The organism is Pseudomonas sp. 1L-B-1-E-C1 (genome assembly GCF_057291835.1).
In genome coordinates this window covers 398,022-422,425 of sequence record NZ_JBXAWN010000003.1, presented here as the reverse complement: position 1 = coordinate 422,425, position 24,404 = coordinate 398,022, and the positions used below count along the sequence as shown (strand labels likewise).

The window sequence follows — 24,404 nt, the reverse complement described above, 5'->3', positions numbered from 1 at the left end:
GAGCGCGCCTGAGGGCGGCGCGATCCTGAAAATGAAAGTGCCGCTCAGCCACTCAAGCATCCGGACGTGTTCCCAGGCCCATCGCCTGACGGGCGAACCAGCGTTTCGCCGGCGGCAGCAGGTCGAGGCCGAGCAGGCCGAGGTTGCGCCCCAGCGACACCAGCGGCTGGGTGCTGCCGAACAGGCGCGTAACCTGATCGGAGAAGCCCACGGTCAAGTCCTGATCAAGGCGCTGCCGCTCGCGATAGGCCTGCAACGTGGCGAAGTCGCCCAGCGGCTTATCACTGGCCAGCAGCGCAGCCGCCAAGGCGTCGGCGTCACGCAGCGACAGGTTGAAGCCCTGGCCGGCGATCGGATGCAGGCTGTGCGCGGCGTTACCGAGCACGGCCAGGTGCGAACGCACCTGTTCTTCAGCCTCGATCAGCGACAGCGGATACAGATGCCGCGCGCCGACCTGCTTCAAGGTGCCGAGGCGGTAACCGAACACGCCTTGCAGCTCGCTGAGGAAATCACGCTCGCTCAACTCGGTCAGGCGCTGCGCATCCATGCCCAGTCGGGTCCAGACCAACGCACAGCGGTTGTCCGGCAGTGGCAGCAGGGCCATTGGCCCTTCGTCGGTGAAGCGTTCGAAGGCCATGCCGTTGTGCGCTTCGCTCGGGGTGATGTTGGCGATCAGCGCGCTCTGATTGTACGGGCGCTTGCGCACGTTGATGCCCAACTGTTCGCGCAACCCGGAACGGCCGCCATCGGCGAGCACTGCGAGGTCGCATTCCAGCGAGGTTTCATCGTTGAGGGTCAGGCGATAGCCATCGGCCAACGGCTCCATGCGCGTGACTTCCGCCGGGCAGCGCCAATTGACCACGTCTTTGTCGAGGTGCTGCCACAGGCACTGGCCGAGCCAGGCGTTTTCCACCACGTAACCGAGCGCGGGTACGCCCTCTTCCATCGCCGACAAACGTGCGGTGGAGAAACGGCCGCGGTCGGAGACATGAATCTGTTTGATCGGCTCGGCGCGGCGGGAAATTTCCTGCCAGACGCCCAGGCGCTGGTAAATCTGCCGCGAGCCGAACGATAGCGCCGAGGAGCGGGCGTCGTAGCTTGGCTGCCAGCTGTCGCCGGGGGCGAACGGTTCGATCAGGACGATTTTCCAGCCTTGCGCCTTGGCTCCGGCCTGCAAGGCCAACGCCAGACTGGCGCCGACCAGACCGCCACCGATGATTGCCAGATTGACTCGACTCATGCTGCGTGTGTCCTTGCTTGTGCCATCAGCGCTTCGATCTCGGCGACGGTTTTCGGCACACCGCCGGTGAGAATTTCACAACCGGATCGGGTCACGACCACGTCGTCCTCGATGCGCACGCCAATGCCGCGCCATTTCTTCGCCACGTTCTGGTTGTCCGGGGCGATGTAGATGCCCGGTTCCACGGTCAGCGCCATGCCGACTTCCAGCACGCGCCATTCGCCGCCGACCTTGTACTCGCCGACGTCATGCACATCCATGCCCAGCCAGTGGCCGGCGCGGTGCATGTAAAACGCTTTGTAGGCTTCGCTGGCGATCAATTCATCGACCTCGCCTTGCAACAAGCCGAGTCTCACCAGCCCTGTGGTAATCACTCGCACTGTGGCTTCATGCGCCTGGTTCCAGTGCTTGTTCGGGGCGATTTCGGCGAACGCGGCTTCTTGCGAGGCCAGTACCAATTCGTAGATCGCTTTCTGCTCGGGCGAAAACTTGCCGTTGACCGGCCAGGTGCGGGTGATATCGCTGGCGTAGCAGTCGATCTCGCAGCCGGCGTCGATCAACACCAGATCACCGTCCTTGAGCAGCGCGTCATTCTGCTGGTAATGCAGGATGCAGCTGTTGCGCCCGGCGGCGACGATCGAACCGTAGGCCGGCATTTTCGCCCCGCCCTTACGGAATTCGTAATCCAATTCGGCTTCGAGGCTGTACTCATAGAGCCCGGGCCGACTGGCCTGCATCGCGCGGATATGCGCTTGCGCCGAGATCCGCGCAGCCTCGCGCATCACCTTCACTTCTGCCGCCGATTTATACAGGCGCATGTCGTGCAGCAGGTGATCCAGGGCAACGAATTCATTCGGCGGCTGCGCACCAAGGTGCGCCTTGGAGCGGATCACGTTGATCCACTCCATCAGGTGCCGATCGAATTCCGGGTTGCTGCCCATCGCCGAATAGACCCGGTCGCGGCCTTCGATCAGGCCCGGGAGGATGTCGTCGATGTCGGTAATCGGAAACGCATCATCGGCGCCGTATTCGCTGATCGCGCCTTCCTGCCCGGCGCGCAAGCCATCCCACAATTCGCGCTCGGCGTTGCGTTCACGGCAGAACAGGATGTACTCGCCGTGCTCACGCCCGGGCATCAGGACGATGACGGCTTGCGGCTCGGGAAAACCGCTGAGGTACTGGAAGTCGCTGTCCTGCCGGTAGACGTGCTCGACGTCGCGGTTGCGGATGGCCACCGCGGCGGCGGGTAGGATTGCGATGCTGTTGGGTTCCATCTGCGCCATCAGGGCCTTGCGGCGACGGCTGTATTCCGCTTTGGGGATATGGGTCATGGGCAGATGGCTTTCCCTGGCACGCGATTAATGCAGCGACGGCTTGGCGGCTGGCGGTACATCGGCTTTTTTGGTTTCCGAGAACAGCAGCAGCGGCGCGACGCGCAGGTATTCCATGACTTCCATGTAGTCGGACTCGCCGTCTTCGGATTCTTCCAGCGCATCCTGAACCTGGGAAATCGCCGCCAGATCCTGCAGCACTTCGGTGGCTTCGGTGCTGAGCATGCTGCTGTCGCGGCAGTTCAGGCCGAAACCGCTGAGGAAGCCCTGGCACCATTCGCCCAGCGCAGCAGCGCGCTCGGCCAGCGGTGCATCGTCGGTCGGCAGCAGCAGAACCACGGTGACGTCGTCACCGGTCAGCTCGCCCTTGACCATCTCCTGCAGGCCGATCAGGGCGTTGCGGACGTTGTCCTGGATGTCGCCTTCGAGCAGTTCGGCGGCGTCGATGAGCCAGCCTTCGTGATCGAAGCCGGCCCCGGCGCAACTGCGCCCGAGCAGCACGCCGTGCAGTTCGGCAGGCGAGACGTTGTGGCCGCTGGCAGTCAGCAGGGTGGCAAAGGCTTGGTACGGGGAATTCGCAATGGTCATGGGCAGCTAGGCGCCAGACGGCGCTATGTCTAGAATGAAGGCCTTGTATCCTACATCGACAGCCCCGCCAAGACCATTAAAGGCTGTCCGCCAGTCACCCCCATCAGACGAACACGTGGACCCAATGGAAGACACCGACCTGCAAGCGCTGATGGCCAGACTCGAACTGCTGATTGGCCGAGTCGAGCAACTTAAGAGTCAAAACGCACTCTTACTAGCTCAGGAAAAAACCTGGCGCGAGGAACGCGCTCACCTCATTGAAAAAAACGAAATCGCCCGGCGTAAGGTCGAATCGATGATTTCGCGCCTCAAGGCCCTGGAGCAAGACTCATGAGTTCAAGCAATAGCGTTACCGTGCAGATCCTCGACAAAGAGTATTCGATCATCTGCCCGCCGGAAGAACGCAGCAATCTGGTCAGTGCCGCCCGCTACCTGGACGGCAAGATGCGCGAGATCCGCAGCAGCGGCAAAGTCATCGGTGCCGACCGCATTGCCGTGATGGCCGCGCTGAACATCACCCACGACCTGTTGCACAAAGAAGAGCGCCCGGACATCCAGGCCAGCGGTTCGACCCGCGAACAGGTGCGCGACTTGCTCGATCGTGTCGATCTGGTCCTCGCCGACGATCAGAGTACCGCCAAGGGCTGATTCGACTGGCAGCTTGAGGTATACTCGCCACACTCCCTGGGGTGCTTGCCAGTTGACGATGTCCCGGAGCCGATTCGCACTACCCTGGAAGTTGCACGTTGGGCTGGTGTGCATGTCCGCTAGACGGAAAGCCTTAAAGTCTACTGCTTCTTCCACCTTGAACTTTCGGGTTCAAGGGCTGAGTTGACAGCGGTTCATCCGGGGAGCCTGATTCGAATCCGATGTCGGTGTATGCCGACATCGGATTTTTTATGCGTACGTTTTTGCATCCACCTGCCGAAGCCGAACCATGACCGAACCCGCGCTGCTGCCCCGCCCGCAACTCCGTCGCCTGCTGCGCAAGGCGCGCCGCGCACTGACGCCGGGCGAACAACGCCAGGCTGCCAAAGGCCTGTTCCGGCAATTGGCCCAAGACCCGCATTTTCGCCGGGCGAAACATATCTCTCTGTATTTGCCCACCGACGGTGAAATCGATCCGCGCTTGCTGCTGCGCGAAGCCCAGCGTCGCGGCAAGGCGACTTATCTGCCGGTACTCAGCGCCTGGCCGCGAACGAAGATGGTCTTTCAGCGTATTCGTCCTGGCGAAAAGCTCAGCCCCAATCGTTTCCGCATCCTTGAGCCCCGGGCCAGTCTGGCTCGACAACGCAAGGTATGGGCGCTGGATCTGGTGCTGTTGCCGCTGGTCGGATTTGACGATGTCGGCGGGCGACTGGGCATGGGCGGCGGATTTTATGATCGCAGCCTCGCCTATCTGGCCCGGCGCAAGAACTGGCGCAAGCCGACGCTGCTGGGCCTGGCCCATGAATGTCAGAAGGTCGAGCGTTTGGCGCAGGCGAGTTGGGATGTCCCGTTACAAGGCACGGTCACTGACAAGGCATGGTATTTCGCAGAGTAGACGCCGCACAGAACAGCGGCGTCGAAGAGACAGGTTCAGCGTTTGAAAGCGGTCGACTGTTGCACCTGTTGCGCCACTTCAATCGGCGCGTCGGTCTTGTTCGCCCACAGGCTCTGCGCGTAACCGGTGGTTACCACGCCCAAGCCAAACAAAATTACCAAAGTCCATAGCAAATCCGGTTTGCGTTTCATCGATTGCCCCCCTCAAGGCACATCATCACGATGACAGCAGCGGTTTCCGTTCGTAGGCCGTGCAGCAGCGTCAAGCTTTAAAGGCCGGCATTTTGCGGCAACGTGAACCTGTGCGCAAACGCTGACGTCAACCGACTGTCGGTTTGTCATAAAATTGCCCGACAACCTGCCCAATGACCGCTTCAGGAGCAAATGACATGGCCTACTGGCTGATGAAATCGGAGCCCGACGAACTCTCGATCAAGGGTCTGGAAAAGCTCGGCAAGGCGCGCTGGGACGGGGTTCGCAACTATCAGGCGCGCAACTTCCTGCGGGCGATGGCGGTCGGTGACGAGTTCTTTTTCTACCATTCCAGCTGCCCGGAGCCGGGGATTGCCGGGATCGGCAGAATAATCGAAGCAGCGTATCCCGATCCGACGGCACTGGAGCCCCAGAGTCATTACTTCGATGCCAAGGCTACGCCGGAGAAAAATGCCTGGAGCGCGATCGATGTCGAACATGTCGAGACGTTTGCGCGGGTGTTGAAGCTCGATTACCTGAAGCAGCAGACCGCGTTGGCCGAGATGCCACTGGTGCAGAAAGGGTCGCGGTTGTCGGTGATGCCGGTGACGGCGGAGCAGTGGGCGGCGGTGATTGCGTTGCGTTGACGCGCAAAAAGATCGCAGCCTTCGGCAGCTCCTACAGGGAAACGCATTCCAAGGTAGGAGCTGCCGAAGGCTGCGATCTTTTGATTTTATGGCTTACTGAATGATCAGGTTGTTGAACAACAGATCCTCAACCACTGGCTTGCCGGTCTCGTCATTCATGACCTGCTGGGTCTGCTTCAACGCTTCCTGACGCAGTTTTTCTTTGCCCTCGATGCTGCCCATCGCCTCGGTGGTCTGCTGAGTGAACAGCGCCACCAGTTGATTGCGAATCAGCGGCTCGTTGGCCTTGACCAGTTTGCTCGCCTCTTCGCCGGTCACGCGCAGGGCCACATCGGCCTTGTAAACCTTGAGCTTGGCGGTGCCGTCGAGGCCGTAATTGCCGACGAACGGCGGGCTGAGGGTGATGTAATTGACCTTCGGCGCCTCGCCTTCTTTGGCTTCTTCGGCCAGTGCTGCCACAGGCAGAGACAGGGCCAGCAACAACATGATCCACGCTTTCACAATTCGCTCCTTATCCGGTTTGCGGCCTAGCATAACGACCCGCCGCGCAAGCACAAGCTTATGGCTGACTATCAGGGTCGGGCATGCTCGTTGACCCGTTGATTCACACACCTACACTTATCGGCCATCACTCCCAAAGGAATAGCCCTGATGAAAGCCGTGCTGTGCAAAGCCTTCGGCCCTGCCGAATCGCTGGTGCTGGAAGACGTCGCCAGTCCTGTCGCCAAGAAGAATGAAATCCTGCTGGACGTGCACGCCGCCGGGGTCAACTTCCCGGACACGCTGATCATCGAGGGTAAATACCAGTTCAAACCGCCCTTCCCGTTCTCGCCGGGCGGTGAAGCGGCCGGGGTGGTGCGCGAAGTCGGGGAAAAGGTCAGCCACCTGAAAGTCGGCGACCGGGTGATGGCGTTGACCGGTTGGGGCAGTTTTGCCGAGCAGGTTGCGGTGCCGGGCTACAACGTCCTGCCGATTCCACCGTCGATGGATTTCAACATCGCCGCTGCTTTCAGCATGACCTACGGCACCTCCATGCACGCGCTCAAGCAGCGCGCCAACCTGCAACCGGGCGAAACCCTGCTGGTTCTCGGTGCATCCGGTGGTGTGGGCCTCGCCGCGGTGGAGATCGGCAAAGCCATGGGCGCCCGCGTGATCGCCGCCGCCAGCAGCGCCGAGAAACTCGCGGTGGCCAAGGCCGCCGGGGCTGACGAGTTGATCAACTACAGCGAAAGCAATCTGAAGGACGAAATCAAACGCCTCACCGACGGCCAGGGCGCCGACGTGATTTACGACCCGGTCGGCGGCGACCTGTTCGACCAGGCCATCCGCGCCATCGCCTGGAACGGCCGCCTGCTCGTCGTCGGCTTCGCCAGCGGGCGCATCCCGGAACTGCCGGTGAACCTCGCCCTGCTTAAAGGCGCGGCGGTGCTCGGCGTGTTCTGGGGCTCGTTCGCCCAACGCCAGCCCCAGGACAACGCAGCCAACTTTGCGCAACTGTTCGCCTGGTTTGCCGAGGGCAAGCTCAAACCACTGGTGTCGCTGGTGTATCCGCTGAGCAATGCCGCTCAGGCGATCGATGATCTTGGCCAGCGCAAGGCTGTGGGCAAGGTTGTCGTTCAGGTCCGTTAACAACAGGGAGCGATCCGGAGCAGCCATCCGGATCGCTTTAGCGTTGAGATCCGTCTCTGCAACACGTTAAACCGCAGAAACCCACCCGAGCCACCATTCCCTCAGCGCCCCATACTTATCTCAGAGCGACATGTTCATAAAGGAACGCTCATCTGCCCAAATTTCCGCTGTTTTGCCGACGTGAAGCGATGCTATTTTCGGTAACGAAACTGTAACATTCGCATCCGCAGTCAAAACAAGAAAACTGGAGCTCTTGAATGTTTGCTTTCTTTCGTCCTGCCGCACATCAGGCTCCTTTGCCTGAAGAAAAAATAGACAGCACCTACCGACGTCTGCGCTGGCAGATCTTCGCCGGTATCTTTATCGGCTACGCCGGTTACTACCTGCTGCGCAAGAACTTCTCCCTGGCCATGCCCTACTTGATCGATGAAGGCTACAGCCGTGGCGACCTTGGTCTGGCGATGTCGGCGATCGCCATTGCCTACGGTTTGTCGAAGTTCCTCATGGGCCTGGTGTCCGACCGTTCCAACCCGCGTTTCTTCCTGCCGTTCGGCCTGCTGGTCTCGGCCGGGGTGATGTTCATTTTCGGTTTCGCGCCGTGGGCAACATCCAGCGTGACGATGATGTTCATCCTGTTGTTCATCAACGGCTGGGCGCAGGGCATGGGCTGGCCGCCGAGCGGGCGAACCATGGTGCACTGGTGGTCGCAGAAGGAACGCGGCGGCGTGGTCTCGGTGTGGAACGTGGCGCATAACGTCGGCGGCGGTCTGATCGGCCCGCTGTTCCTGATCGGCATGGGTCTGTTCAACGACTGGCACGCGGCGTTTTACGTCCCGGCAGCAGTCGCACTGGGCGTGGCGGTGTTTGCGTTCATCACCATGCGCGACACCCCGCAATCGGTCGGCCTGCCGCCGATCGAGCAGTACAAGAACGATTATCCGGAAGGCTACGACGCCAGCCACGAAGACGAATTCAGCGCCAAGGAAATCTTCGTCAAATACGTGCTGCGCAACAAAATGCTCTGGTACATCGCCATGGCCAACGTCTTCGTCTACCTGCTGCGCTACGGCGTGCTGGACTGGGCGCCGACCTACCTGAAGGAAGCCAAGGGTTTCACCGTGGATAAAACCTCGTGGGCCTATTTCTTCTATGAGTGGGCGGGGATTCCGGGCACGCTGCTGTGCGGCTGGATGTCGGACAAGATCTTCCGTGGCAACCGTGGCCTGACCGGCATGGTCTTCATGGCCTTGGTAACCGTGGCGACGCTGGTGTACTGGCTGAATCCGGCCGGCAACCCGATGGTCGACATGATCGCCCTGCTGTCGATCGGCTTCCTGATCTACGGCCCGGTCATGCTGATCGGCCTGCAGGCGCTGGAACTGGCGCCGAAGAAAGCCGCCGGCACCGCCGCGGGCTTCACCGGTCTGTTTGGTTATCTGGGTGGTTCGGTCGCGGCCAGTGCGGCGATGGGCTACACCGTTGACCATTTCGGCTGGGACGGCGGTTTCGTGCTGCTGGTCGGCGCTTGCCTGCTGGCGATGGCCTTTCTTGCGCCAACGCTGTGGCACAAGCAGGTCGCCAGTCAGAGCCGCGAAGCGGTCGCCTGATCGCTGTGTGATTTACAGCGCTTGAGCCGCGCCTCCAGATTGCGGTCTGGCATGGCGTGGCTGCGCAGGGCGTGAACGGTCTGCTCGACATAATCGCGAGTGGTGCCGTAACGCCCGCTGGCGCTGGCGAACACCTGGCTGAGCACATGATCCGGCAAGTTGCCGGCATAGCTCGGCAGGTGACGCTCCAGCACGAATCCCAAGGCCTGCACCTGAGTGCCATCTTCGAGCCGGCAATTAAGCCAGTGCGGACGATACGAGGGAAACGGCATCTCGCGTTTCCACAGCGCATACAGCGCGGCATCGAGATTGTCTTCCGGCAAGCGATAGGCAAAACCGCTGCAGGAACCGCCACGATCCAGACCGAACACCAGACCGGGCATTTCCGGCGTACCACGGTGCTCGTGCGACCACAGGTACAAGCCGCGATGGTAGCCATGCACGCGACCGCGCATACGCTCAACCGCCGTACATTCCGGACGCCAGATCAACGAGCCATAGGCGAACAGCCACACCGGCCCGCCCTTGTGGCGCGCCATGGTCGATTGCATGGAAGCGAGAAGTTGTTCGTGCGTCAGCTGCGGCCCCAGATCGAGCCGCGGAGGGTAAGCCAGATTCAGAATTGCGTTTTCAATGGCGCTCATGGCGAATAGCGTTCAGCTCCCCGCGGGTAAAGAATTACTTAATAGAACGCACCGCTGTAACAATAAGGCACATATGTTTTAAGGCAAATTAAGTGCCATGACACTGGCAGTGATTAATTACCTGATTGATATATAACCTAGCGGCATTTGTGCAATTACATAAATACCGATCGGCTATATGTAGAGTTATAACGCATTGCGAGCGCTACGCATAAAACCAATGTGGGAGCGAGCTTGCTCGCGAAAGCGATCTGTCAGTCGACATCAATCATGACTGACAAACCGCATTCGCGAGCAAGCTCGCTCCCACATTTTCAAGAGCGCGGGGCATAGGCGAACACGTCGGCGCGCATTTGATGCGCATCCATTCCCGCCTCGACCAGCGCGTCCAGCGTGCCGTAGACCATCGCCGGCGAACCGCTGGCATAGACGTGCAGCGGCTTCAGGTCCGGGAAATCCTCGCAAACCGCCTCGTGCAACATACCGCAGCGCCCTTCCCAGCCGCACTGGTCGCTGACGACCTTGTGCAGAAACAGGTTGGGCAGCTTCAGCCATTCGTCCCAGTGCTCGATCTGATAGAAATCTTCTGGACGGCGTACGCCCCAATACAGATGCACTGGATGCTTGAAGCCTTCGGCTCGGCAATGTTCGATCAGGCTGTGAATCTGGCCCATGCCAGTGCCGGCGGCAATCAACACCAGTGGGCCGTCTGGCAACTCGGCAAGATGTGTGTCGCCGAATGGAAGCTCGACACGCACCATCGGGTTGCGTTGCAGCTGTTCGATCAGGCTCAGCGCACTGGCTTCGCGCGCCAGCACGTGGATTTCCAGATCACGCCCGCCGTGGGGTGCCGAAGCCATGGAGAACGCCGATTTCTCGCCGCTCTCACGCTCGATCATCAAATACTGCCCGGCGTGATAACGCGGTGGTTTGCCAGCCGGTGCACGCAGGCGCACGCGCCAGGTATCGCCGCCCACCTCGCGGCACTCGATGACCTGACACGACAGGCTGCGCACCGGCAGCTCACCCAATGCGAGCACGCCATCCCACAGCAGCACGCAGTCTTCCAGCGGTTCGGCGATGCAGGTGTAGAACTCGCCGTGGTCGCGGACCTTGCCAGCCTGCTCGACGCGGCCTTCGACCAGCAGCGCTGCACACACGTGGCAATTGCCGTTGCGGCAGCTTTGCGGGCAGTCATAGCCCAGGCGCCGCGCGCCGTCGAGAATCCGCTCACCGGGTTGTATCTCGAGCACCGCTCCGGAAGGCTGCAGGGTTACACGCATCAATCTATTCCTAACTGATTCCAGATGGCATCGATCCGTTGGGTGACGGCGTCGTCCTTGACGATCACGCGGCCCCACTCGCGGGTGGTTTCGCCCGGCCACTTGTGGGTGGCATCCAGGCCCATTTTCGAGCCCAGGCCGGAAATCGGCGAAGCGAAATCGAGGTAGTCGATCGGCGTGTTGTCGATCATCACCGTGTCGCGCTTGGGGTCCATGCGTGTGGTGATGGCCCAGATCACATCGTTCCAGTCGCGGGCGTTGATATCGTCGTCAGTGACGATAACGAACTTGGTGTACATGAACTGTCGCAAAAACGACCAGACGCCGAGCATCACGCGCTTGGCATGCCCCGGATACGACTTCTTCATTGTCACCACGGCCATGCGGTACGAGCAGCCTTCCGGCGGCAGGTAGAAGTCGGTGATCTCCGGGAATTGCTTCTGCAGGATCGGCACGAACACTTCGTTCAGCGCCACGCCGAGAATCGCCGGCTCATCCGGCGGCCGCCCGGTGTAGGTGCTGTGATAGATCGGTTTGATCCGGTGGGTGATGCGCTCGACGGTGAACACCGGGAAGCTGTCGACTTCGTTGTAGTAACCGGTGTGGTCGCCGTACGGACCTTCGTCGGCCATTTCGCCCGGATGGATCACGCCTTCAAGGATGATTTCGGCGGTGGCCGGTACTTGCAGGTCGTTGCCACGGCACTTGACCAGTTCGGTGCGATTACCGCGCAACAGGCCGGCGAAAGCGTATTCGGAGAGGCTGTCCGGCACCGGCGTCACCGCACCGAGAATCGTCGCCGGATCGGCACCAAGGGCCACGGACACCGGGAACGGCTGGCCCGGATGCTTCTCGCACCACTCACGGAAGTCGAGGGCGCCACCACGGTGGCTGAGCCAGCGCATGATCACCTTGTTGCGGCCGATCACTTGCTGGCGGTAGATGCCGAGGTTCTGACGTTCCTTGTTCGGGCCTTTGGTGACCGTCAGGCCCCAGGTGATCAGCGGGCCCACGTCGCCGGGCCAGCAGGTCTGCACCGGCAGCATTGCCAGATCGACGTCATCGCCTTCGATGACCACTTCCTGGCACACCGCGTCTTTGACGACTTTCGGCGCCATGGAAATGATCTTGCGGAAGATCGGCAGTTTCGACCACGCGTCCTTCAAGCCCTTCGGCGGCTCCGGTTCCTTGAGGAAGGCCAGCAGCTTGCCGATTTCGCGCAGTTCGCTGACCGACTCGGCGCCCATGCCCATGGCCACGCGCTCGGGGGTGCCGAACAGGTTGCCGAGCACCGGGATGTCGTAACCGGTGGGTTTTTCGAACAGCAGCGCCGGGCCTTTGGCCCGCAACGTGCGGTCGCACACCTCAGTCATCTCCAGCACCGGCGAGACGGGAATCTGGATGCGTTTCAACTCTCCGCGCTGCTCAAGCTGCTGCACGAAATCCCGAAGATCCTTGAATTTCATTGACGATGGCACCCTCAAAATAGGCGTACATCCTACCTGCTCTGACGGGCAAACAGCAGCCCGTCAGTGCCCGGCAGTACTCATTGCCCGCTCGTGCCCAGCAATACCGGTGCAAACAGCGGGCTCAGTCTGGCGCTGCCAATGTCGGAAAGATGGTCTTCATCCTTGTACTGCGAGTGCCCGTTGACCTCGATGCTGCAAACCCCGTCGGCGCACATCATCGGCGTCGGATCGATGACATGAACACCCGGATCGGCTTCGCTCATGGACGTGAACAGGTTGCCGAGAAAATGCTGGCGCGCCAGATGCTCCTCAAGCGGACGCCCCAGACCGTCGGCGGAGCGGCCGATCCTCGCCAGACTGGTCAGGCGGTTAATGGTGCCCTTGCGTTGCAGCGGTACCTCCCTGAACAGCCAGACCTGCACCCCGGCTGCGCGCAAGGCGGCCACACGCGCGCGCAACGCGGCGGCCATGCGCTGCTCAGCCTGGGCGGTATCGTCATGGGAGTTGAGCAAGACCTTCTTGTCGCCGTCCTCTCTGCCGTAAACATACAGGCTCCAGTTGGACGCCAATACCACATCCTTGATACCAAGGCTGAGCACTTTGTCCATGGTTTGCTGATTGAATTCCTTGCAGCGCTGGCGCGGCTCGTCGCTGAGAATCGGCGGACAGGCGCTCATACTGAACAGCCACACCGAACGGCCGTCGCGGCGGGCATTGCTCTCGATGGCTGGCATCAGCGCGGCAGCATGGCTGTCACCCCAGAAAGCCTGAGTCGGTGGCGTGCCCTGTTCGCCGCCGACCAGGCAGGCCTTGTCGATCGATTTGTCTTGCGTCACGACCATGCATTTCATTTGTCCGGCGCGCCACTCGCGGGCCTGGGCATATTCCAGAGCCTTGCCGCTCAGGCGCCCGGGGATACCGTCGGCCGAGCGAATCGCCGATCCGACCGCTACCAGTACAGCAATGGCCACCACTGCACCCGCGAGTATGGATCTACGCTCGCCCAGCAAACGTTTTTCCCGAAATGGCAACTCGATGTAGCGCAGGCTCAGCCACGCCAGGCCCACTGCCAGCGCAATCCAGGCGAACGCCTCCAGAGGCTGGACACCGTCGATGGAAATGGCGTTGGCGTATACGTAAATCGGCCAGTGCCAGAGATACAACGAATAGGACAGCAGGCCGATCCAGACCAGCGGCCGCAGACTCAACAGTCGTGCGGCCCAGCTCGGTCCCTGGGCGCCCGACCAGATCAACGCGGTGGTGCCCAGTACCGGGAGCAACGCCGCCCACCCAGGAAACACCGTCGAGCGATCAAACGTGAATACGGCGACCAGCACTGCCGCCAGACCTGCAACGCCAACCATCTGATACAGCCACGGCCGCACGGCCTGTTTGGGCGCAGGCATTACCGCAAGCATTGCCCCGCACAATAATTCCCACGCACGCGTCGGCAGAGAGAAAAAGGTGAATTCCGGCTTGTGCTCAATCCAGGCGATGTTCAGGCCGAAGGAAACCAGCAGCATTGCCAGCAGGATCCAGCGCCAGTGTCTGAAATAGCGAACCAGCACCGCCATCAGTAACGGGAAAAAGATGTAGTACTGCTCTTCAACCGCCAGCGACCAGGTGTGCAACAACGGTTTCAGGTCGGAGGCTGGCTGAAAATAGCCGTCCTCGCGCATGAACAGAATATTGGAGATGAACAGCGACTGATAACGCACCGTTCTGCCCAGCTCGGAAAAATCCTTCGCCGTCAGCAGCAGCCAGCCCAGCGCCAGCGTCACCAGCATGACCACCGTCAAGGCGGGAATAATGCGGCGGGCACGGCGCGCCCAGAAATCGACAAAACTGAAGCGCTGGGCGCTGATTTCGCGAAACAGGATCGAGGTGATCAGAAATCCAGAGATGACGAAGAAAACATCCACGCCGACAAAGCCGCCGCTGAATGTATTGAACCCGAAATGAAACAGTACGACGGGAAGAACCGCGAGCGCGCGTAAACCGTCGATATCACGGCGATTGCCAAACGTGTGCATGAAAAACCTTACCTGTTCTGGATACAGAATCCTTGAAGGCGCGACGTTAGCAGCCGCGCAAACTTCAATCCAGATACAAATAAATCGCGGGCAAAAAAAAGCGCCCCTCGCGGGACGCCTTTTCTAACAGCGCAGAATATTACTTGCGCTTCATCGACAAGAAGAACTCGTCGTTGGTCTTGGTCGTTTTCAGCTTGTCGACCAGGAACTCGATGGCGGCGACTTCGTCCATCGGGTGCAGCAGCTTGCGCAGGATCCACATGCGCTGCAGTTCGTCGTCGGCGGTCAGCAACTCTTCGCGGCGGGTGCCGGAACGGTTGATGTTGATGGCCGGGAACACACGCTTCTCGGCGATCTTGCGATCCAGAGGCAGTTCCATGTTGCCGGTACCCTTGAACTCTTCGTAGATCACTTCGTCCATCTTCGAGCCGGTTTCAACCAGCGCGGTGGCGATAATGGTCAGCGAGCCGCCTTCTTCGATGTTACGCGCGGCACCGAAGAAACGCTTCGGCTTCTCCAGGGCGTGGGCATCGACACCACCGGTCAGCACCTTGCCGGAGCTCGGGATCACGGTGTTGTAGGCACGGGCCAGACGGGTGATGGAATCGAGCAGGATCACCACGTCTTTCTTGTGTTCGACCAGGCGTTTGGCCTTCTCGATCACCATTTCAGCGACCTGCACGTGACGGGTCGGCGGCTCGTCGAAGGTTGAGGCAACCACTTCGCCGCGCACGGTGCGCTGCATTTCAGTCACTTCTTCCGGACGCTCGTCGATCAACAGCACGATCAGGTGAACTTCAGGATTGTTACGGGCGATGTTCGCTGCGATGTTCTGCAGCATGATCGTTTTACCGGCTTTCGGCGGTGCGACGATCAGACCACGCTGGCCTTTGCCGATCGGCGCACACAGGTCGATCACGCGACCGGTGAGGTCTTCGGTGGAACCGTTACCGGCTTCCATCTTCATGCGCACGGTCGGAAACAGCGGAGTCAGGTTCTCGAAGAGAATCTTGTTTTTCGCGTTCTCCGGACGATCGAAGTTGATCGTGTCGACCTTGAGCAGGGCGAAATACCGCTCGCCTTCCTTCGGAGGGCGGATCTTGCCAACGATGGTGTCACCGGTGCGCAAGTTGAAGCGGCGGATCTGGCTCGGCGAGACGTAGATGTCGTCAGGGCCGGCGAGGTAGGAAGCGTCTGCGGAGCGCAGGAAGCCGAAGCCGTCCTGGAGAATCTCCAGCACGCCATCACCGGAGATTTCCTCGCCGCTTTTCGCGTGCTTTTTCAGCAGGGAGAAAATCACGTCCTGCTTGCGCGAACGGGCCATATTTTCTATGCCCATCTGTTCGGCCAATTCGAGCAGTTCGGTAATCGGCTTTTGCTTGAGTTCAGTCAGATTCATATAGGAATGACGTAATCATTTATGGAGGGGGGAAATTAAGCTTTTGGCTTAATGAGGCCGCGCCGCGGAGAAGGCGACAGGATCGCGAACTAATTCGAAAAGGAGTGCGTCGGCGACGGCTAGCAGGGGGCATTGGAGAAACCAGTGCGGGGCCGAATGTACCACCTGAGTTTCGGAGCGTCTAGCCCTGAATACGCAAAAAGCCCCGCGATTTGCGGGGCTTTTTTTCAGCGTTTTACTGCGACGCTCAGATGTTGGCGTCGAGGAAAGCCGCCAGTTGCGACTTCGACAGTGCGCCGACCTTGGTCGCTTCAACGTTGCCGTTCTTGAACAGCATCAGCGTCGGGATACCACGCACGCCATGCTTGGCCGGGGTTTCCTGGTTTTCGTCGATGTTCAGTTTGGCGACGGTCAGCTTGCCTTTGTAAGTCTCGGCAATCTCGTCCAGAACCGGTGCGATCATTTTGCAAGGGCCGCACCATTCAGCCCAGTAGTCGACCAGGACAGCGCCTTCGGCCTTGAGTACGTCGGCTTCGAAGCTAGCGTCGCTAACGTGTTTGATCAGATCGCTGCTCATGGAATTCTCCAGGTTGTAAGCAAAAAAACGTGGCCCATCATAGCCGCCCTTCCCTTGTTCAGGAAGCCGCAGATGATTGAGTGTTGCTATGGCCCCTGATGAGTTTGGGTATAGCTCAAGTCACGCCGTGGCGGGAGCGATGAAGGCGATTCCGGTGCGCAGGGCGGCGTTGCGCACGTGTTCCTGCATGGCTTTCTGTGCAGCCCCCGATGCGCGGCGGGCCAGGGCGCGGAGGATCTTGCGGTGTTCCTGCCAGGTTTCCATGGCGCGCTCGGCGCGGATGAACGGCAGTTTCTGGCTCTCGAGGAAGATCTCGGCGCTGGCGGTGAGGATGCTCAGCATCGCCTGATTGCCGCTGGCCAGGAGGATGCGCCGGTGAAAATCGAAGTCGAGTTTCGCCGCCGCTTCGAAGTCGCCTCCGCGCAATTGCTCGCGCATCGCCGCGACATTGTCTTCCAGCGCATCCAGATCAAACGTGCTCAAGGTTGTCGCGGCGAGCCCGGCGGCAAAGCCCTCCAGCGCGTAGCGCAACTGGAAGATGTCCAGCGGCGAGGCCTGCGCCGCGAATGGCCAGCCCGGCGCTTCGCCGCGCGACAATTCGACCGGCGACTGCACGAACACGCCCTTGCCCGGCTGAATGCTGACCACGCCCAGTGCACTGAGCGACGACAGCGCTTCACGCAACGATGCCCGACTGACGCCCAGTTGCAGCGCCAGATCCCGTTGCGACGGCAAGGCATCGCCGGCGCCGAAGCCCTGTTCGGTGATCAGTTTGCGGATCGCTTGCAGCGCCACTTCGGGTACGGCGCGGGAGATCGAATTCATGATGTGCGGACGCGTCATGGCCAAGGTGCGGCTAGTTGTAAAGCTATTCGCCGAGTCCGGCAAGTCGTGCCCCAGCGGGGTTCGGCGCGCATTGCCGATGCGCCATCGCAGTGCGAAAACCGGGTTGACTGTTCAGACCAGTAAGACCGAACCAAGCCGCTGATACCGCGGCCTGCCGAGGCGAATCCAGGCTTTTGGCACGGCCCATGCTCTGTCCGTTTGCAGAAATCACTTCCCGCCGATCCGGAGATTGTCCATGACCCAGCGTTACAGCGCCCTCCTCGCTTCCCTGTTTGCCGGCCTGCTGCTGTGCCAGGCCCCCGCTCACGCCGACGGTCTGGACGACGTGGTCAAACGCGGCACGCTGAAAGTTGCCGTGCCCCAGGACTTCCCGCCGTTCGGCTCGGTCGGCCCGGACATGAAGCCGCGCGGTCTGGATATCGACACGGCGAAACTGCTCGCCGACCAGCTCAAGGTCAAACTTGAACTGACCCCGGTCAACAGCACCAACCGCATCCCGTTCCTCACCACCGGCAAAGTCGATCTGGTGATTTCCAGCCTCGGCAAAAACCCCGAGCGTGAGAAAGTCATCGACTTCTCCCGCGCCTACGCACCGTTCTATCTCGCGGTGTTCGGCCCACCAGACGCCGCGATCACCAGCCTCGATGACCTCAAGGGCAAGACCATCAGCGTCACCCGTGGAGCCATCGAAGACATCGAGCTGAGCAAAGTCGCCCCCGAAGGCGTGACCATCAAGCGCTTCGAAGACAACAACTCGACCATCGCTGCTTATCTGGCCGGCCAGGTCGACCTGATCGCCAGCGGCAACGTGGTGATGGTCGCGATCAGCGAAAAGAACCCGAAACGCGTGCCGGCGCTGAAAGTGAAGCTCAAGGATTCGCCAGTCTACGTCGGTGTGAACAAGAACGAAGCGGCGTTGCTGGCCAGGGTCAACGACATCCTCAATACCGCCAAGGCTGACGGCGCACTGGAAAAGAACTCGCAGACCTGGCTGAAAGAGCCGCTGCCGGCCGATCTCTGATCGACTGCGCGGGAGACCTTCATGGCTTATCAGTTCGATTTCCTGCCGGTGGTGGAAAACACCGACCTGCTGTTGCGCGGCGCGCTGTTCACCCTTGAACTGACCGCTATCGGCGCGCTGCTCGGGGTCGGCGTGGGTGTTGTCGGCGCGCTGGTGCGGGCGTGGCACATCCGCCCGTTCTCGGCGATCTTCGGCGTCTACGTCGAGTTGATCCGCAACACGCCGTTTCTGGTGCAGCTGTTCTTCATCTTCTTCGGCCTGCCATCGCTCGGCATGCAGATCTCCGAGTGGCAAGCGGCGGTGCTGGCGATGGTGATCAACCTTGGCGCCTACTCGACCGAGATCATTCGCGCCGGCATCCAGGCGATTCCGCGCGGGCAACTGGAAGCGGCTGCGGCATTGGCGATGACCCGTTTCGAAGCGTTCCGTCACGTCGTCCTGCTGCCGGCACTGGGCAAGGTCTGGCCGGCGCTGAGCAGCCAGATCATCATCGTCATGCTCGGTTCGGCGGTGTGCTCGCAGATCGCCACGGAAGAATTGAGCTTCGCTGCCAACTTCATTCAGTCGCGCAACTTCCGCGCCTTTGAAACCTATGCGCTGACCACATTGATCTACTTGTGCATGGCGCTGCTGATCCGCCAGTTGCTCAACTGGTTTGGCCGGCGGTTCATTGCGAGGAGCAGCCAATGAGCGACTTCACTTTCTGGGACATTCTGCGCAATCTGCTCACCGGCCTGCAGTGGACGCTGGCGCTGTCGCTGGTGGCGTTCATTGGCGGCGGCCTGGTCGGCCTGCTGATTCTGGTCATGCGCATCTCGAAAAACACCCTGCCAAGCAGCATCGCCCGCACCTGGATCGAGCTGTTCCAGGGCACGCCGCTGTTGATGCAATTGTTTCTGGTGTTCTTTGGCGTGGCGCTGGCCGGGATCGAAATTTCGCCGTGGATGGCCGCGGCGATCGCTTTGACCTTGTTCACCAGCGCCTATCTGGCGGAGATCTGGCGCGGTTGCGTCGAGGCGATTCCCCACGGCCAGTGGGAAGCCTCATCGAGCCTGGCGCTCAATCCGCTGGAGCAACTGCGCTACGTGATCCTGCCGCAAGCGCTACGCATCGCCGTGGCGCCGACCGTGGGGTTCTCGGTGCAAGTGGTCAAGGGCACAGCGGTGACCTCGATCATCGGCTTCACCGAGCTGACCAAGACCGGCGGCATGCTCGCCAATGCCACGTTTGAACCGTTCATGGTCTATGGCCTCGTCGCGCTCGGCTACTTCCTGCTCTGCTACCCCTTGTCCCTCAGTGCGCGCTACCTGGAAAGGAGACTGCATGCCTCTGCTTAGAATTTCCGCCCTGCATAAATACTACGGCGATCACCACGTGCTCAAAGGCATCGACCTCAGCGTCGAGGAAGGCCAGGTGGTGGCGATCATCGGCCGCAGCGGCTCGGGCAAATCGACCCTGTTGCGCACCCTCAATGGCCTGGAGTCGATCAACGATGGCGTGATCGAAGTCGACGGCGAGTACCTCGACGCCGCCCGCGCCGATCTGCGCAGCCTGCGACAGAAGGTCGGCATGGTCTTTCAGCAATTCAACCTGTTCCCGCACCTGACCGTCGGCGAAAACGTCATGCTCGCGCCGCAAGTGGTGCAGAAAGTGCCCAAGGCCAAGGCTGCCGAGCTTGCGCGGGAAATGCTCGAGCGAGTCGGGCTCGGGGAGAAATTCGATGCCTTTCCGGATCGCTTGTCCGGCGGGCAGCAGCAGCGGGTAGCGATTGCCCGGGCATTGGCGATGTCGCCGAAGGTGTTGCTGTGCGATGAGATCACTTCGGCACTCGACCCGGAGCTGGTCAACGAAGTGCTCAGCGTGGTGCGGCAATTGGCGAAGGAAGGCATGACGCTGATCATGGTCACCCACGAGATGCGCTTTGCCCGGGAAGTCGGGGATAAACTGGTCTTCATGCACCATGGCAAGGTGCATGAGGTGGGCGATCCGAAGGTGTTGTTTGCCAATCCGCAGACGGCCGAGCTGGCGAACTTTATTGGCACGGTGGAAGCGACAGCCTGAAGATTTTCCTAGGCAGTGATGCCCTCTTCGCGAGCAAGCTCGCTCCCACATTGGAATGCGTTCACCCGTGGGAGCGAGCCTGCTCGCGAATGGCCGCGCCGCGATCCTAAGACTTTCTGCGCTGAATCAACGGTTTGAGCCGTGCGCGTTGGCGTCAGCGTTTGATCGTGGCACGATGTCGGGGTTATCGACCGAGACCCCCTGACCATGCCGCAATCCCAAGCCAAGAATCTGTCCCTGATCGCCGCAATCGACCTGGGCTCCAACAGCTTTCACATGGTCGTGGCCAAGGCCCGGAACGGCGAAATCCGCATCCTCGAGCGCCTCGGCGAGAAGGTGCAACTGGCTGCCGGCATCGACGACGCACGCCAGCTCAACGAAGAATCGATGCAGCGCGGCCTCGATTGCCTCAAGCGCTTTGCCCAGCTGATCAACGGTATGCCGCTCGGCGCCGTGCGCATCGTCGGCACCAACGCCCTGCGTGAAGCACGCAACCGTGGCGAATTCATCCGCCGCGCCGAGGAAATTCTCGGCCACACAGTAGAAGTCATCTCCGGCCGTGAAGAAGCGCGCCTGATCTATCTCGGCGTGTCGCACACGCTCGCTGATACCCCGGGCAAACGTTTGGTCGCCGACATCGGCGGCGGCAGTACCGAATTCATCATCGGCCAGCGCTTCGAGCCGCTGCTGCGCGAAAGCCTGCAAATGGGCTGCGTGAGTTTCACCCAGCGCTACTTCAAGGACGGCAAGATCACCCCGGCCCGCTACGCCCAGGCGTATACGGCGGCGCGGCTGGAAATCATGAGCATCGAGCACGCCCTGCATCGCCTGACCTGGGATGAAGCCATCGGCTCCTCCGGTACGATTCGCGCCATAGGTCTGGCGCTGAAGGCCGGCGGCCATGGCAGCGGCGAGGTCAACGCCGAAGGCCTGGCATGGCTCAAGCGCAAACTGTTCAAGCTTGGCGACGCCGACAAGATCGATTTCGAAGGCATCAAGCCTGACCGCCGGGCAATCTTCCCGGCGGGCCTGGCCATTCTCGAAGCAATCTTCGACGCCCTCGAACTGCAACGCATGGATCATTGCGAAGGCGCGCTGCGTGAAGGCGTGCTGTATGACCTGCTCGGCCGCCATCATCACGAAGACGTGCGCGAACGCACCCTGACCTCGCTGATGGAGCGCTATCACGTCGACCTGGAACAGGCGGCGCGAGTCGAGCGCAAAGCGCTGCACGCGTTCGATCAGGTCGCGGTGGACTGGGAGCTGGACGATGGTATCTGGCGCGAACTGCTGGGCTGGGCGGCGAAAGTGCACGAAGTCGGCCTCGACATCGCTCACTATCACTACCACAAGCACGGTGCCTACCTGATCGAGCACTCGGACCTTGCCGGCTTCTCCCGCGAGGATCAGCAGATGCTCGCGCTACTGGTGCGCGGCCACCGGCGCAACATTCCCAAGGACAAGTTTGCCGAGTTCGGCGATGACGGCATCAAGCTGATTCGCCTGTGCGTGCTGCTGCGTTTTGCGATTCTGTTCCATCACATCCGCGGAACCCAGGCGATGCCGCAGGTGGTGCTGCACGCCGATGGTGACCATCTCGATGTGCAATTCCCGGAGAACTGGCTGGATGAAAATCAGCTGACCCAGGCGGATTTCGGCCTTGAGGCCGATTGGCTGACGCGCGTGGGGATTGTTCTCACGGTGCACTGATCTGCCCTGTAGGAGCCGCCGAAGGCTGCGATCTTTTGATTTTTTCAAGATCAAGATCAACAGATCGCAGCCTCGTTGCACTCGACAGCTCCTACAGGTTGATGTGTCAGGCACAAAAAAGGCGATCCGTTGGGATCGCCTTTTTTATTGGGTTCGGCTTGAGAGCGGAGGTGAAGCTCTCCCCTCACCCCAGCCCTCTCCCGGAGGGAGAGGGAGCCGATCTCTATTGGCTTCAAGGCCTGAGTTCGACTCGATTTCTCAGGTCGGCGTATAGCGTAAGACACCTCGGTCAGTCCCCTCTCCCTCCGGGAGAGGGCTAGGGTGAGGGGCTTTTGCTCTTGGCTTTGCTTTAGCTGCTAACAGGCAAGATCGGGCTGCCCAACCGCTCCAGCAACGTCGCCTGCGCACTGCGCGGGTTCTGGTTGCCGGTGGGCGTATTGCGAATGTAGCGGCCGTCCGACTGCAGGCTCCAGCTGTGGGTGTTGTCGGTCAGGTACAGCTCCAACTCTTTCTTGACTCGGGTCAGCAGCTTCTTGCCTTCCACCGGGAAGCAGGTCTCGACGCGCTTGTCGAGGTTGCGCTCCATCCAGTCGGCGCTGGAGAGGAACATCTGCTCGTCACCACCATTGAGGAAGTAGAACACCCGCGTGTGTTCGAGGAAGCGGCCAATGATCGAGCGCACGTGAATGTTGTGCGAGACTCCGGCGATGCCCGGACGCAGGCAGCACATGCCGCGCACCACCAGATCGATGCGCACGCCGGACTGGCTGGCCTTGTACAGCGCGCGGATGATCTTCGGATCGGTCAGCGAGTTGAACTTGGCGATGATGTGCGCCGGTTTGCCTTCGAGGGCGAACTGGGTTTCGCGGGCAATCATGTCGAGCATGCCCTTCTTCAGGGTAAACGGCGCATGCAGCAGCTTTTTCATGCGCAGCGTCTTGCCCATGCCGATCAACTGGCTGAACAGTTTGCCGACGTCTTCGCACAAGGCATCGTCGGAGGTCAGCAGGCTGTAGTCGGTATAGAGCTTGGCGTTACCGGCGTGATAGTTGCCGGTGCCGAGGTGCGCGTAGCGGACGATTTCGCCAGCCTCGCGGCGCAGGATGAGCATCATCTTGGCGTGGGTCTTGAAGCCGACCACACCGTAGATCACCACCGCACCGGCCGCTTGCAGACGGCTGGCCAGTTGCAGGTTGGACTCTTCGTCGAAGCGCGCACGCAGCTCGATGACCGCGGTGACCTCCTTGCCGTTACGCGCAGCGTCGACCAGCGCATCGACGATCTCGGAATTGGCGCCGGAGCGATACAGCGTTTGCCGTACGGCGAGAACGTGCGGGTCTTTCGCCGCCTGACGCAGCAGGTCGACCACCGGCGTGAACGACTCGAACGGGTGCAGCAAGAGGATGTCCTGCTTGCTGACCACGCTGAAGATGTTTTCGCTGTTCTGCAGCAGTTTCGGGATCTGCGGGGTGAACGGCGTGTATTGCAGCTCCGGATGGCTGTCCAGACCGGTGATGCTGAACAGGCGCGTCAGGTTGACCGGGCCATTGACCTGATACAACTCGGTCTCGCTCAGGTTGAACTGCTTGAGCAGGTAGTCCGAGAGGTGTTTCGGGCAAGTGTCGGCGACTTCCAGACGCACCGCGTCACCGTAGCGCCGCGAGAACAACTCGCCACGCAGGGCGCGGGCCAGGTCTTCGACGTCTTCGGAATCGAGGGCCAGGTCGGCGTTGCGGGTCAGACGGAACTGGTAGCAGCCCTTGACCTTCATGCCCTGGAACAGGTCATCGGCGTGGGCGTGAATCATCGACGACAGGAACACATAGTTGTCGCCGGCGCCGCCGACTTCTTCCGGCACCTTGATGATCCGCGGCAGCAGGCGCGGCGCGGGGATGATCGCCAGACCGGAGTCGCGCCCGAAGGCGTCGATGCCTTCGAGCTCGACGATGAAGTTCAGGCTCTTGTTCACCAGCAACGGGAACGGGTGCGTCGGGTCGAGGCCGATCGGGGTGATGATCGGCGCAATCTCGTCGCGGAAATAGCGGCGCACCCAGGTCTTGAGCTTGGTCGTCCAGTTGCGCCGACGGATGAAGCGCACCTGATGCTTTTCCAGCTCGGGCAACAGGATGTCGTTAAGGATCGCGTACTGGCGGTCGACGTGACCGTGGACCAGCTCGCTGATCCGCGCCAGCGCCTGATGCGGCTGCAAGCCGTCAGCGCCGGCCTGTTCGCGGGCGAAGGTGATCTGCTTCTTCAGCCCGGCGACGCGGATCTCGAAGAATTCGTCGAGGTTGCTGGAGAAGATCAGCAGGAACTTCAGCCGCTCCAGCAACGGGTAGGACTCGTCCAGCGCCTGTTCCAGCACGCGGATGTTGAACTGCAATTGCGAAAGCTCGCGGTGGATGTACAGGCTGCTGTCATCCAGGCCGGGAATGGCGATCGCCGGCACCGCCGCAGCGGTTTCGGCAACCGGCGCGGGTGGCGCAGGCTCCAGTTCCGGCGGGGTTTCGGTGATCTGCTCGACCACCGGCTGAGCTTCTTTTACGGCAACTTCAGTGAGTCCTTCGGTATTCATGGAATGTTCC

24 protein-coding genes and 1 other RNA gene are annotated in these 24,404 nt (G+C 60.9%); 12 read left to right on the top strand and 13 right to left on the bottom strand.

Annotated elements, in window-relative coordinates; all coding sequences use genetic code 11:
* Window positions 1–52 precede the first annotated feature (52 nt).
* Genes ubiH through AC0Z4S_RS08220 form a run of 3 tightly spaced genes read right to left on the bottom strand, consistent with a single transcriptional unit; the run spans window position 53 to window position 3,159 of the window.
* Window positions 53–1,240, bottom strand: coding sequence for a 2-octaprenyl-6-methoxyphenyl hydroxylase (gene ubiH / locus AC0Z4S_RS08230; protein WP_485622634.1), 1,188 nt, complete (start codon window positions 1,238–1,240; stop codon window positions 53–55).
* Window positions 1,237–2,571 (bottom strand): Xaa-Pro aminopeptidase, encoded by a 1,335-nt coding sequence (gene pepP / locus AC0Z4S_RS08225; RefSeq protein ID WP_253497011.1) that lies wholly within the window; start codon window positions 2,569–2,571, stop codon window positions 1,237–1,239. The genes ubiH and pepP overlap by 4 nt, the downstream gene beginning before the upstream one ends.
* 27 nt (window positions 2,572–2,598) lie before the next feature.
* Entirely contained in the window at window positions 2,599–3,159 is a 561-nt protein-coding gene (locus AC0Z4S_RS08220; protein ID WP_101161501.1) for a YecA/YgfB family protein, read from the bottom strand.
* Between the two features lie 124 nt (window positions 3,160–3,283).
* Between AC0Z4S_RS08220 and AC0Z4S_RS08215 the strand changes: the two genes are divergently transcribed.
* From AC0Z4S_RS08215 to AC0Z4S_RS08200, 4 genes are all read left to right on the top strand, one after another.
* The gene (locus AC0Z4S_RS08215; protein ID WP_007911197.1) at window positions 3,284–3,493 is read left to right on the top strand and encodes a TIGR02449 family protein; all 210 of its coding nucleotides are present in this window, start codon (window positions 3,284–3,286) and stop codon (window positions 3,491–3,493) included.
* Window positions 3,490–3,807: a cell division protein ZapA gene (locus AC0Z4S_RS08210; RefSeq protein ID WP_042607079.1), complete on the top strand. Its 318-nt coding sequence runs from the start codon at window positions 3,490–3,492 to the stop codon at window positions 3,805–3,807. The genes AC0Z4S_RS08215 and AC0Z4S_RS08210 overlap by 4 nt, the downstream gene beginning before the upstream one ends.
* Window positions 3,808–3,837: 30 nt before the next feature.
* Window positions 3,838–4,016: non-coding RNA, 6S RNA (gene ssrS, locus AC0Z4S_RS08205), on the top strand.
* An 80-nt stretch (window positions 4,017–4,096) separates the two neighbouring features.
* Complete coding sequence (locus AC0Z4S_RS08200; RefSeq protein ID WP_471877051.1) at window positions 4,097–4,702, top strand: 5-formyltetrahydrofolate cyclo-ligase; 606 nt, start codon at window positions 4,097–4,099, stop codon at window positions 4,700–4,702.
* Between the two features lie 35 nt (window positions 4,703–4,737).
* Here AC0Z4S_RS08200 and AC0Z4S_RS08195 read toward each other — a convergent pair whose 3' ends face one another.
* Window positions 4,738–4,893 (bottom strand): hypothetical protein, encoded by a 156-nt coding sequence (locus AC0Z4S_RS08195; protein ID WP_024014743.1) that lies wholly within the window; start codon window positions 4,891–4,893, stop codon window positions 4,738–4,740.
* Window positions 4,894–5,090: 197 nt separating this feature from the next.
* On the opposite strand from AC0Z4S_RS08195, the gene AC0Z4S_RS08190 reads away from it, so the two are divergent.
* Window positions 5,091–5,540 (top strand): EVE domain-containing protein, encoded by a 450-nt coding sequence (locus tag AC0Z4S_RS08190; protein WP_471877050.1) that lies wholly within the window; start codon window positions 5,091–5,093, stop codon window positions 5,538–5,540.
* A gap of 93 nt (window positions 5,541–5,633) precedes the next feature.
* Here AC0Z4S_RS08190 and AC0Z4S_RS08185 read toward each other — a convergent pair whose 3' ends face one another.
* Window positions 5,634–6,041 (bottom strand): flagellar basal body-associated protein FliL, encoded by a 408-nt coding sequence (locus AC0Z4S_RS08185; protein ID WP_253497019.1) that lies wholly within the window; start codon window positions 6,039–6,041, stop codon window positions 5,634–5,636.
* Between the two features lie 150 nt (window positions 6,042–6,191).
* Here AC0Z4S_RS08185 and AC0Z4S_RS08180 point away from each other — a divergent pair, with 150 nt between their 5' ends.
* Window positions 6,192–7,169: an NADPH:quinone oxidoreductase family protein gene (locus tag AC0Z4S_RS08180; protein WP_485622633.1), complete on the top strand. Its 978-nt coding sequence runs from the start codon at window positions 6,192–6,194 to the stop codon at window positions 7,167–7,169.
* 257 nt (window positions 7,170–7,426) lie between these two features.
* Window positions 7,427–8,776, top strand: a complete 1,350-nt coding sequence (gene glpT, locus AC0Z4S_RS08175) for a glycerol-3-phosphate transporter (RefSeq protein ID WP_039757430.1) — start codon at window positions 7,427–7,429, stop codon at window positions 8,774–8,776.
* Here glpT and AC0Z4S_RS08170 read toward each other — a convergent pair.
* From AC0Z4S_RS08170 to AC0Z4S_RS08140, 7 genes are all read right to left on the bottom strand, one after another.
* Entirely contained in the window at window positions 8,752–9,420 is a 669-nt protein-coding gene (locus AC0Z4S_RS08170) for a gamma-glutamylcyclotransferase (protein WP_485622632.1), read from the bottom strand. The two genes, glpT and AC0Z4S_RS08170, sit on opposite strands and share 25 nt — an antisense overlap.
* Before the next feature lie 314 nt (window positions 9,421–9,734).
* Window positions 9,735–10,703, bottom strand: a complete 969-nt coding sequence (locus AC0Z4S_RS08165) for a CDP-6-deoxy-delta-3,4-glucoseen reductase (protein WP_485622631.1) — start codon at window positions 10,701–10,703, stop codon at window positions 9,735–9,737.
* A complete protein-coding gene (gene ubiD, locus AC0Z4S_RS08160) occupies window positions 10,703–12,169 on the bottom strand; it encodes a 4-hydroxy-3-polyprenylbenzoate decarboxylase (RefSeq protein WP_039757427.1) in 1,467 nt (488 codons plus the stop codon). Before ubiD ends, AC0Z4S_RS08165 begins: the two co-directional genes overlap by 1 nt.
* An 80-nt stretch (window positions 12,170–12,249) precedes the next feature.
* A complete protein-coding gene (locus AC0Z4S_RS08155; RefSeq protein WP_485622630.1) occupies window positions 12,250–14,205 on the bottom strand; it encodes an acyltransferase family protein in 1,956 nt (651 codons plus the stop codon).
* A gap of 139 nt (window positions 14,206–14,344) precedes the next feature.
* Window positions 14,345–15,604: a transcription termination factor Rho gene (gene rho / locus AC0Z4S_RS08150; RefSeq protein WP_003229334.1), complete on the bottom strand. Its 1,260-nt coding sequence runs from the start codon at window positions 15,602–15,604 to the stop codon at window positions 14,345–14,347.
* 247 nt (window positions 15,605–15,851) lie between these two features.
* The gene (gene trxA, locus AC0Z4S_RS08145; RefSeq protein WP_003206727.1) at window positions 15,852–16,181 is read right to left on the bottom strand and encodes a thioredoxin TrxA; all 330 of its coding nucleotides are present in this window, start codon (window positions 16,179–16,181) and stop codon (window positions 15,852–15,854) included.
* Between the two features lie 120 nt (window positions 16,182–16,301).
* Complete coding sequence (locus tag AC0Z4S_RS08140) at window positions 16,302–17,006, bottom strand: FadR/GntR family transcriptional regulator (protein ID WP_042607141.1); 705 nt, start codon at window positions 17,004–17,006, stop codon at window positions 16,302–16,304.
* A gap of 256 nt (window positions 17,007–17,262) precedes the next feature.
* Here AC0Z4S_RS08140 and AC0Z4S_RS08135 point away from each other — a divergent pair, with 256 nt between their 5' ends.
* From AC0Z4S_RS08135 to ppx, 5 genes are all read left to right on the top strand, one after another.
* Window positions 17,263–18,048 (top strand): transporter substrate-binding domain-containing protein, encoded by a 786-nt coding sequence (locus tag AC0Z4S_RS08135; RefSeq protein WP_253497037.1) that lies wholly within the window; start codon window positions 17,263–17,265, stop codon window positions 18,046–18,048.
* Window positions 18,049–18,069: 21 nt separating this feature from the next.
* The gene (locus AC0Z4S_RS08130) at window positions 18,070–18,738 is read left to right on the top strand and encodes an amino acid ABC transporter permease (protein ID WP_485622629.1); all 669 of its coding nucleotides are present in this window, start codon (window positions 18,070–18,072) and stop codon (window positions 18,736–18,738) included.
* Window positions 18,735–19,385: an amino acid ABC transporter permease gene (locus AC0Z4S_RS08125; protein ID WP_016772621.1), complete on the top strand. Its 651-nt coding sequence runs from the start codon at window positions 18,735–18,737 to the stop codon at window positions 19,383–19,385. Before AC0Z4S_RS08130 ends, AC0Z4S_RS08125 begins: the two co-directional genes overlap by 4 nt.
* Entirely contained in the window at window positions 19,372–20,109 is a 738-nt protein-coding gene (locus tag AC0Z4S_RS08120) for an amino acid ABC transporter ATP-binding protein (RefSeq protein WP_007911148.1), read from the top strand. Before AC0Z4S_RS08125 ends, AC0Z4S_RS08120 begins: the two co-directional genes overlap by 14 nt.
* A gap of 207 nt (window positions 20,110–20,316) precedes the next feature.
* Complete coding sequence (gene ppx / locus AC0Z4S_RS08115) at window positions 20,317–21,819, top strand: exopolyphosphatase (protein WP_485622628.1); 1,503 nt, start codon at window positions 20,317–20,319, stop codon at window positions 21,817–21,819.
* A 349-nt stretch (window positions 21,820–22,168) separates the two neighbouring features.
* On the opposite strand, the gene ppk1 is transcribed toward ppx, so the two are convergent.
* Window positions 22,169–24,394 carry a polyphosphate kinase 1 gene (gene ppk1, locus AC0Z4S_RS08110; RefSeq protein ID WP_101161521.1) on the bottom strand — a complete coding sequence of 742 codons (2,226 nt, stop codon included), beginning with the start codon at window positions 24,392–24,394 and terminating at the stop codon, window positions 22,169–22,171.
* Between the last annotated feature and the right edge of the window lie 10 nt (window positions 24,395–24,404).

Coding starts and splice junctions, on each gene's coding strand:
- AC0Z4S_RS08180 (WP_485622633.1), top strand. CDS start 6,192: ATGAAAGCCGTGCTGTGCAAAGCCTTCGGCCCTGCCGAATCGCTGGTG.
- rho (WP_003229334.1), bottom strand. CDS start 15,604: ATGAATCTGACTGAACTCAAGCAAAAGCCGATTACCGAACTGCTCGAA.
- trxA (WP_003206727.1), bottom strand. CDS start 16,181: ATGAGCAGCGATCTGATCAAACACGTTAGCGACGCTAGCTTCGAAGCC.
- glpT (WP_039757430.1), top strand. CDS start 7,427: ATGTTTGCTTTCTTTCGTCCTGCCGCACATCAGGCTCCTTTGCCTGAA.
- AC0Z4S_RS08155 (WP_485622630.1), bottom strand. CDS start 14,205: ATGCACACGTTTGGCAATCGCCGTGATATCGACGGTTTACGCGCGCTC.
- AC0Z4S_RS08130 (WP_485622629.1), top strand. CDS start 18,070: ATGGCTTATCAGTTCGATTTCCTGCCGGTGGTGGAAAACACCGACCTG.
- AC0Z4S_RS08220 (WP_101161501.1), bottom strand. CDS start 3,159: ATGACCATTGCGAATTCCCCGTACCAAGCCTTTGCCACCCTGCTGACT.
- AC0Z4S_RS08215 (WP_007911197.1), top strand. CDS start 3,284: ATGGAAGACACCGACCTGCAAGCGCTGATGGCCAGACTCGAACTGCTG.
- pepP (WP_253497011.1), bottom strand. CDS start 2,571: ATGACCCATATCCCCAAAGCGGAATACAGCCGTCGCCGCAAGGCCCTG.
- AC0Z4S_RS08200 (WP_471877051.1), top strand. CDS start 4,097: ATGACCGAACCCGCGCTGCTGCCCCGCCCGCAACTCCGTCGCCTGCTG.
- AC0Z4S_RS08170 (WP_485622632.1), bottom strand. CDS start 9,420: ATGAGCGCCATTGAAAACGCAATTCTGAATCTGGCTTACCCTCCGCGG.
- AC0Z4S_RS08165 (WP_485622631.1), bottom strand. CDS start 10,703: ATGCGTGTAACCCTGCAGCCTTCCGGAGCGGTGCTCGAGATACAACCC.
- AC0Z4S_RS08135 (WP_253497037.1), top strand. CDS start 17,263: ATGACCCAGCGTTACAGCGCCCTCCTCGCTTCCCTGTTTGCCGGCCTG.
- ubiH (WP_485622634.1), bottom strand. CDS start 1,240: ATGAGTCGAGTCAATCTGGCAATCATCGGTGGCGGTCTGGTCGGCGCC.
- AC0Z4S_RS08140 (WP_042607141.1), bottom strand. CDS start 17,006: ATGAATTCGATCTCCCGCGCCGTACCCGAAGTGGCGCTGCAAGCGATC.
- AC0Z4S_RS08210 (WP_042607079.1), top strand. CDS start 3,490: ATGAGTTCAAGCAATAGCGTTACCGTGCAGATCCTCGACAAAGAGTAT.
- AC0Z4S_RS08125 (WP_016772621.1), top strand. CDS start 18,735: ATGAGCGACTTCACTTTCTGGGACATTCTGCGCAATCTGCTCACCGGC.
- ppx (WP_485622628.1), top strand. CDS start 20,317: ATGCCGCAATCCCAAGCCAAGAATCTGTCCCTGATCGCCGCAATCGAC.
- ppk1 (WP_101161521.1), bottom strand. CDS start 24,394: ATGAATACCGAAGGACTCACTGAAGTTGCCGTAAAAGAAGCTCAGCCG.
- AC0Z4S_RS08120 (WP_007911148.1), top strand. CDS start 19,372: ATGCCTCTGCTTAGAATTTCCGCCCTGCATAAATACTACGGCGATCAC.
- AC0Z4S_RS08190 (WP_471877050.1), top strand. CDS start 5,091: ATGGCCTACTGGCTGATGAAATCGGAGCCCGACGAACTCTCGATCAAG.
- ubiD (WP_039757427.1), bottom strand. CDS start 12,169: ATGAAATTCAAGGATCTTCGGGATTTCGTGCAGCAGCTTGAGCAGCGC.
- AC0Z4S_RS08195 (WP_024014743.1), bottom strand. CDS start 4,893: ATGAAACGCAAACCGGATTTGCTATGGACTTTGGTAATTTTGTTTGGC.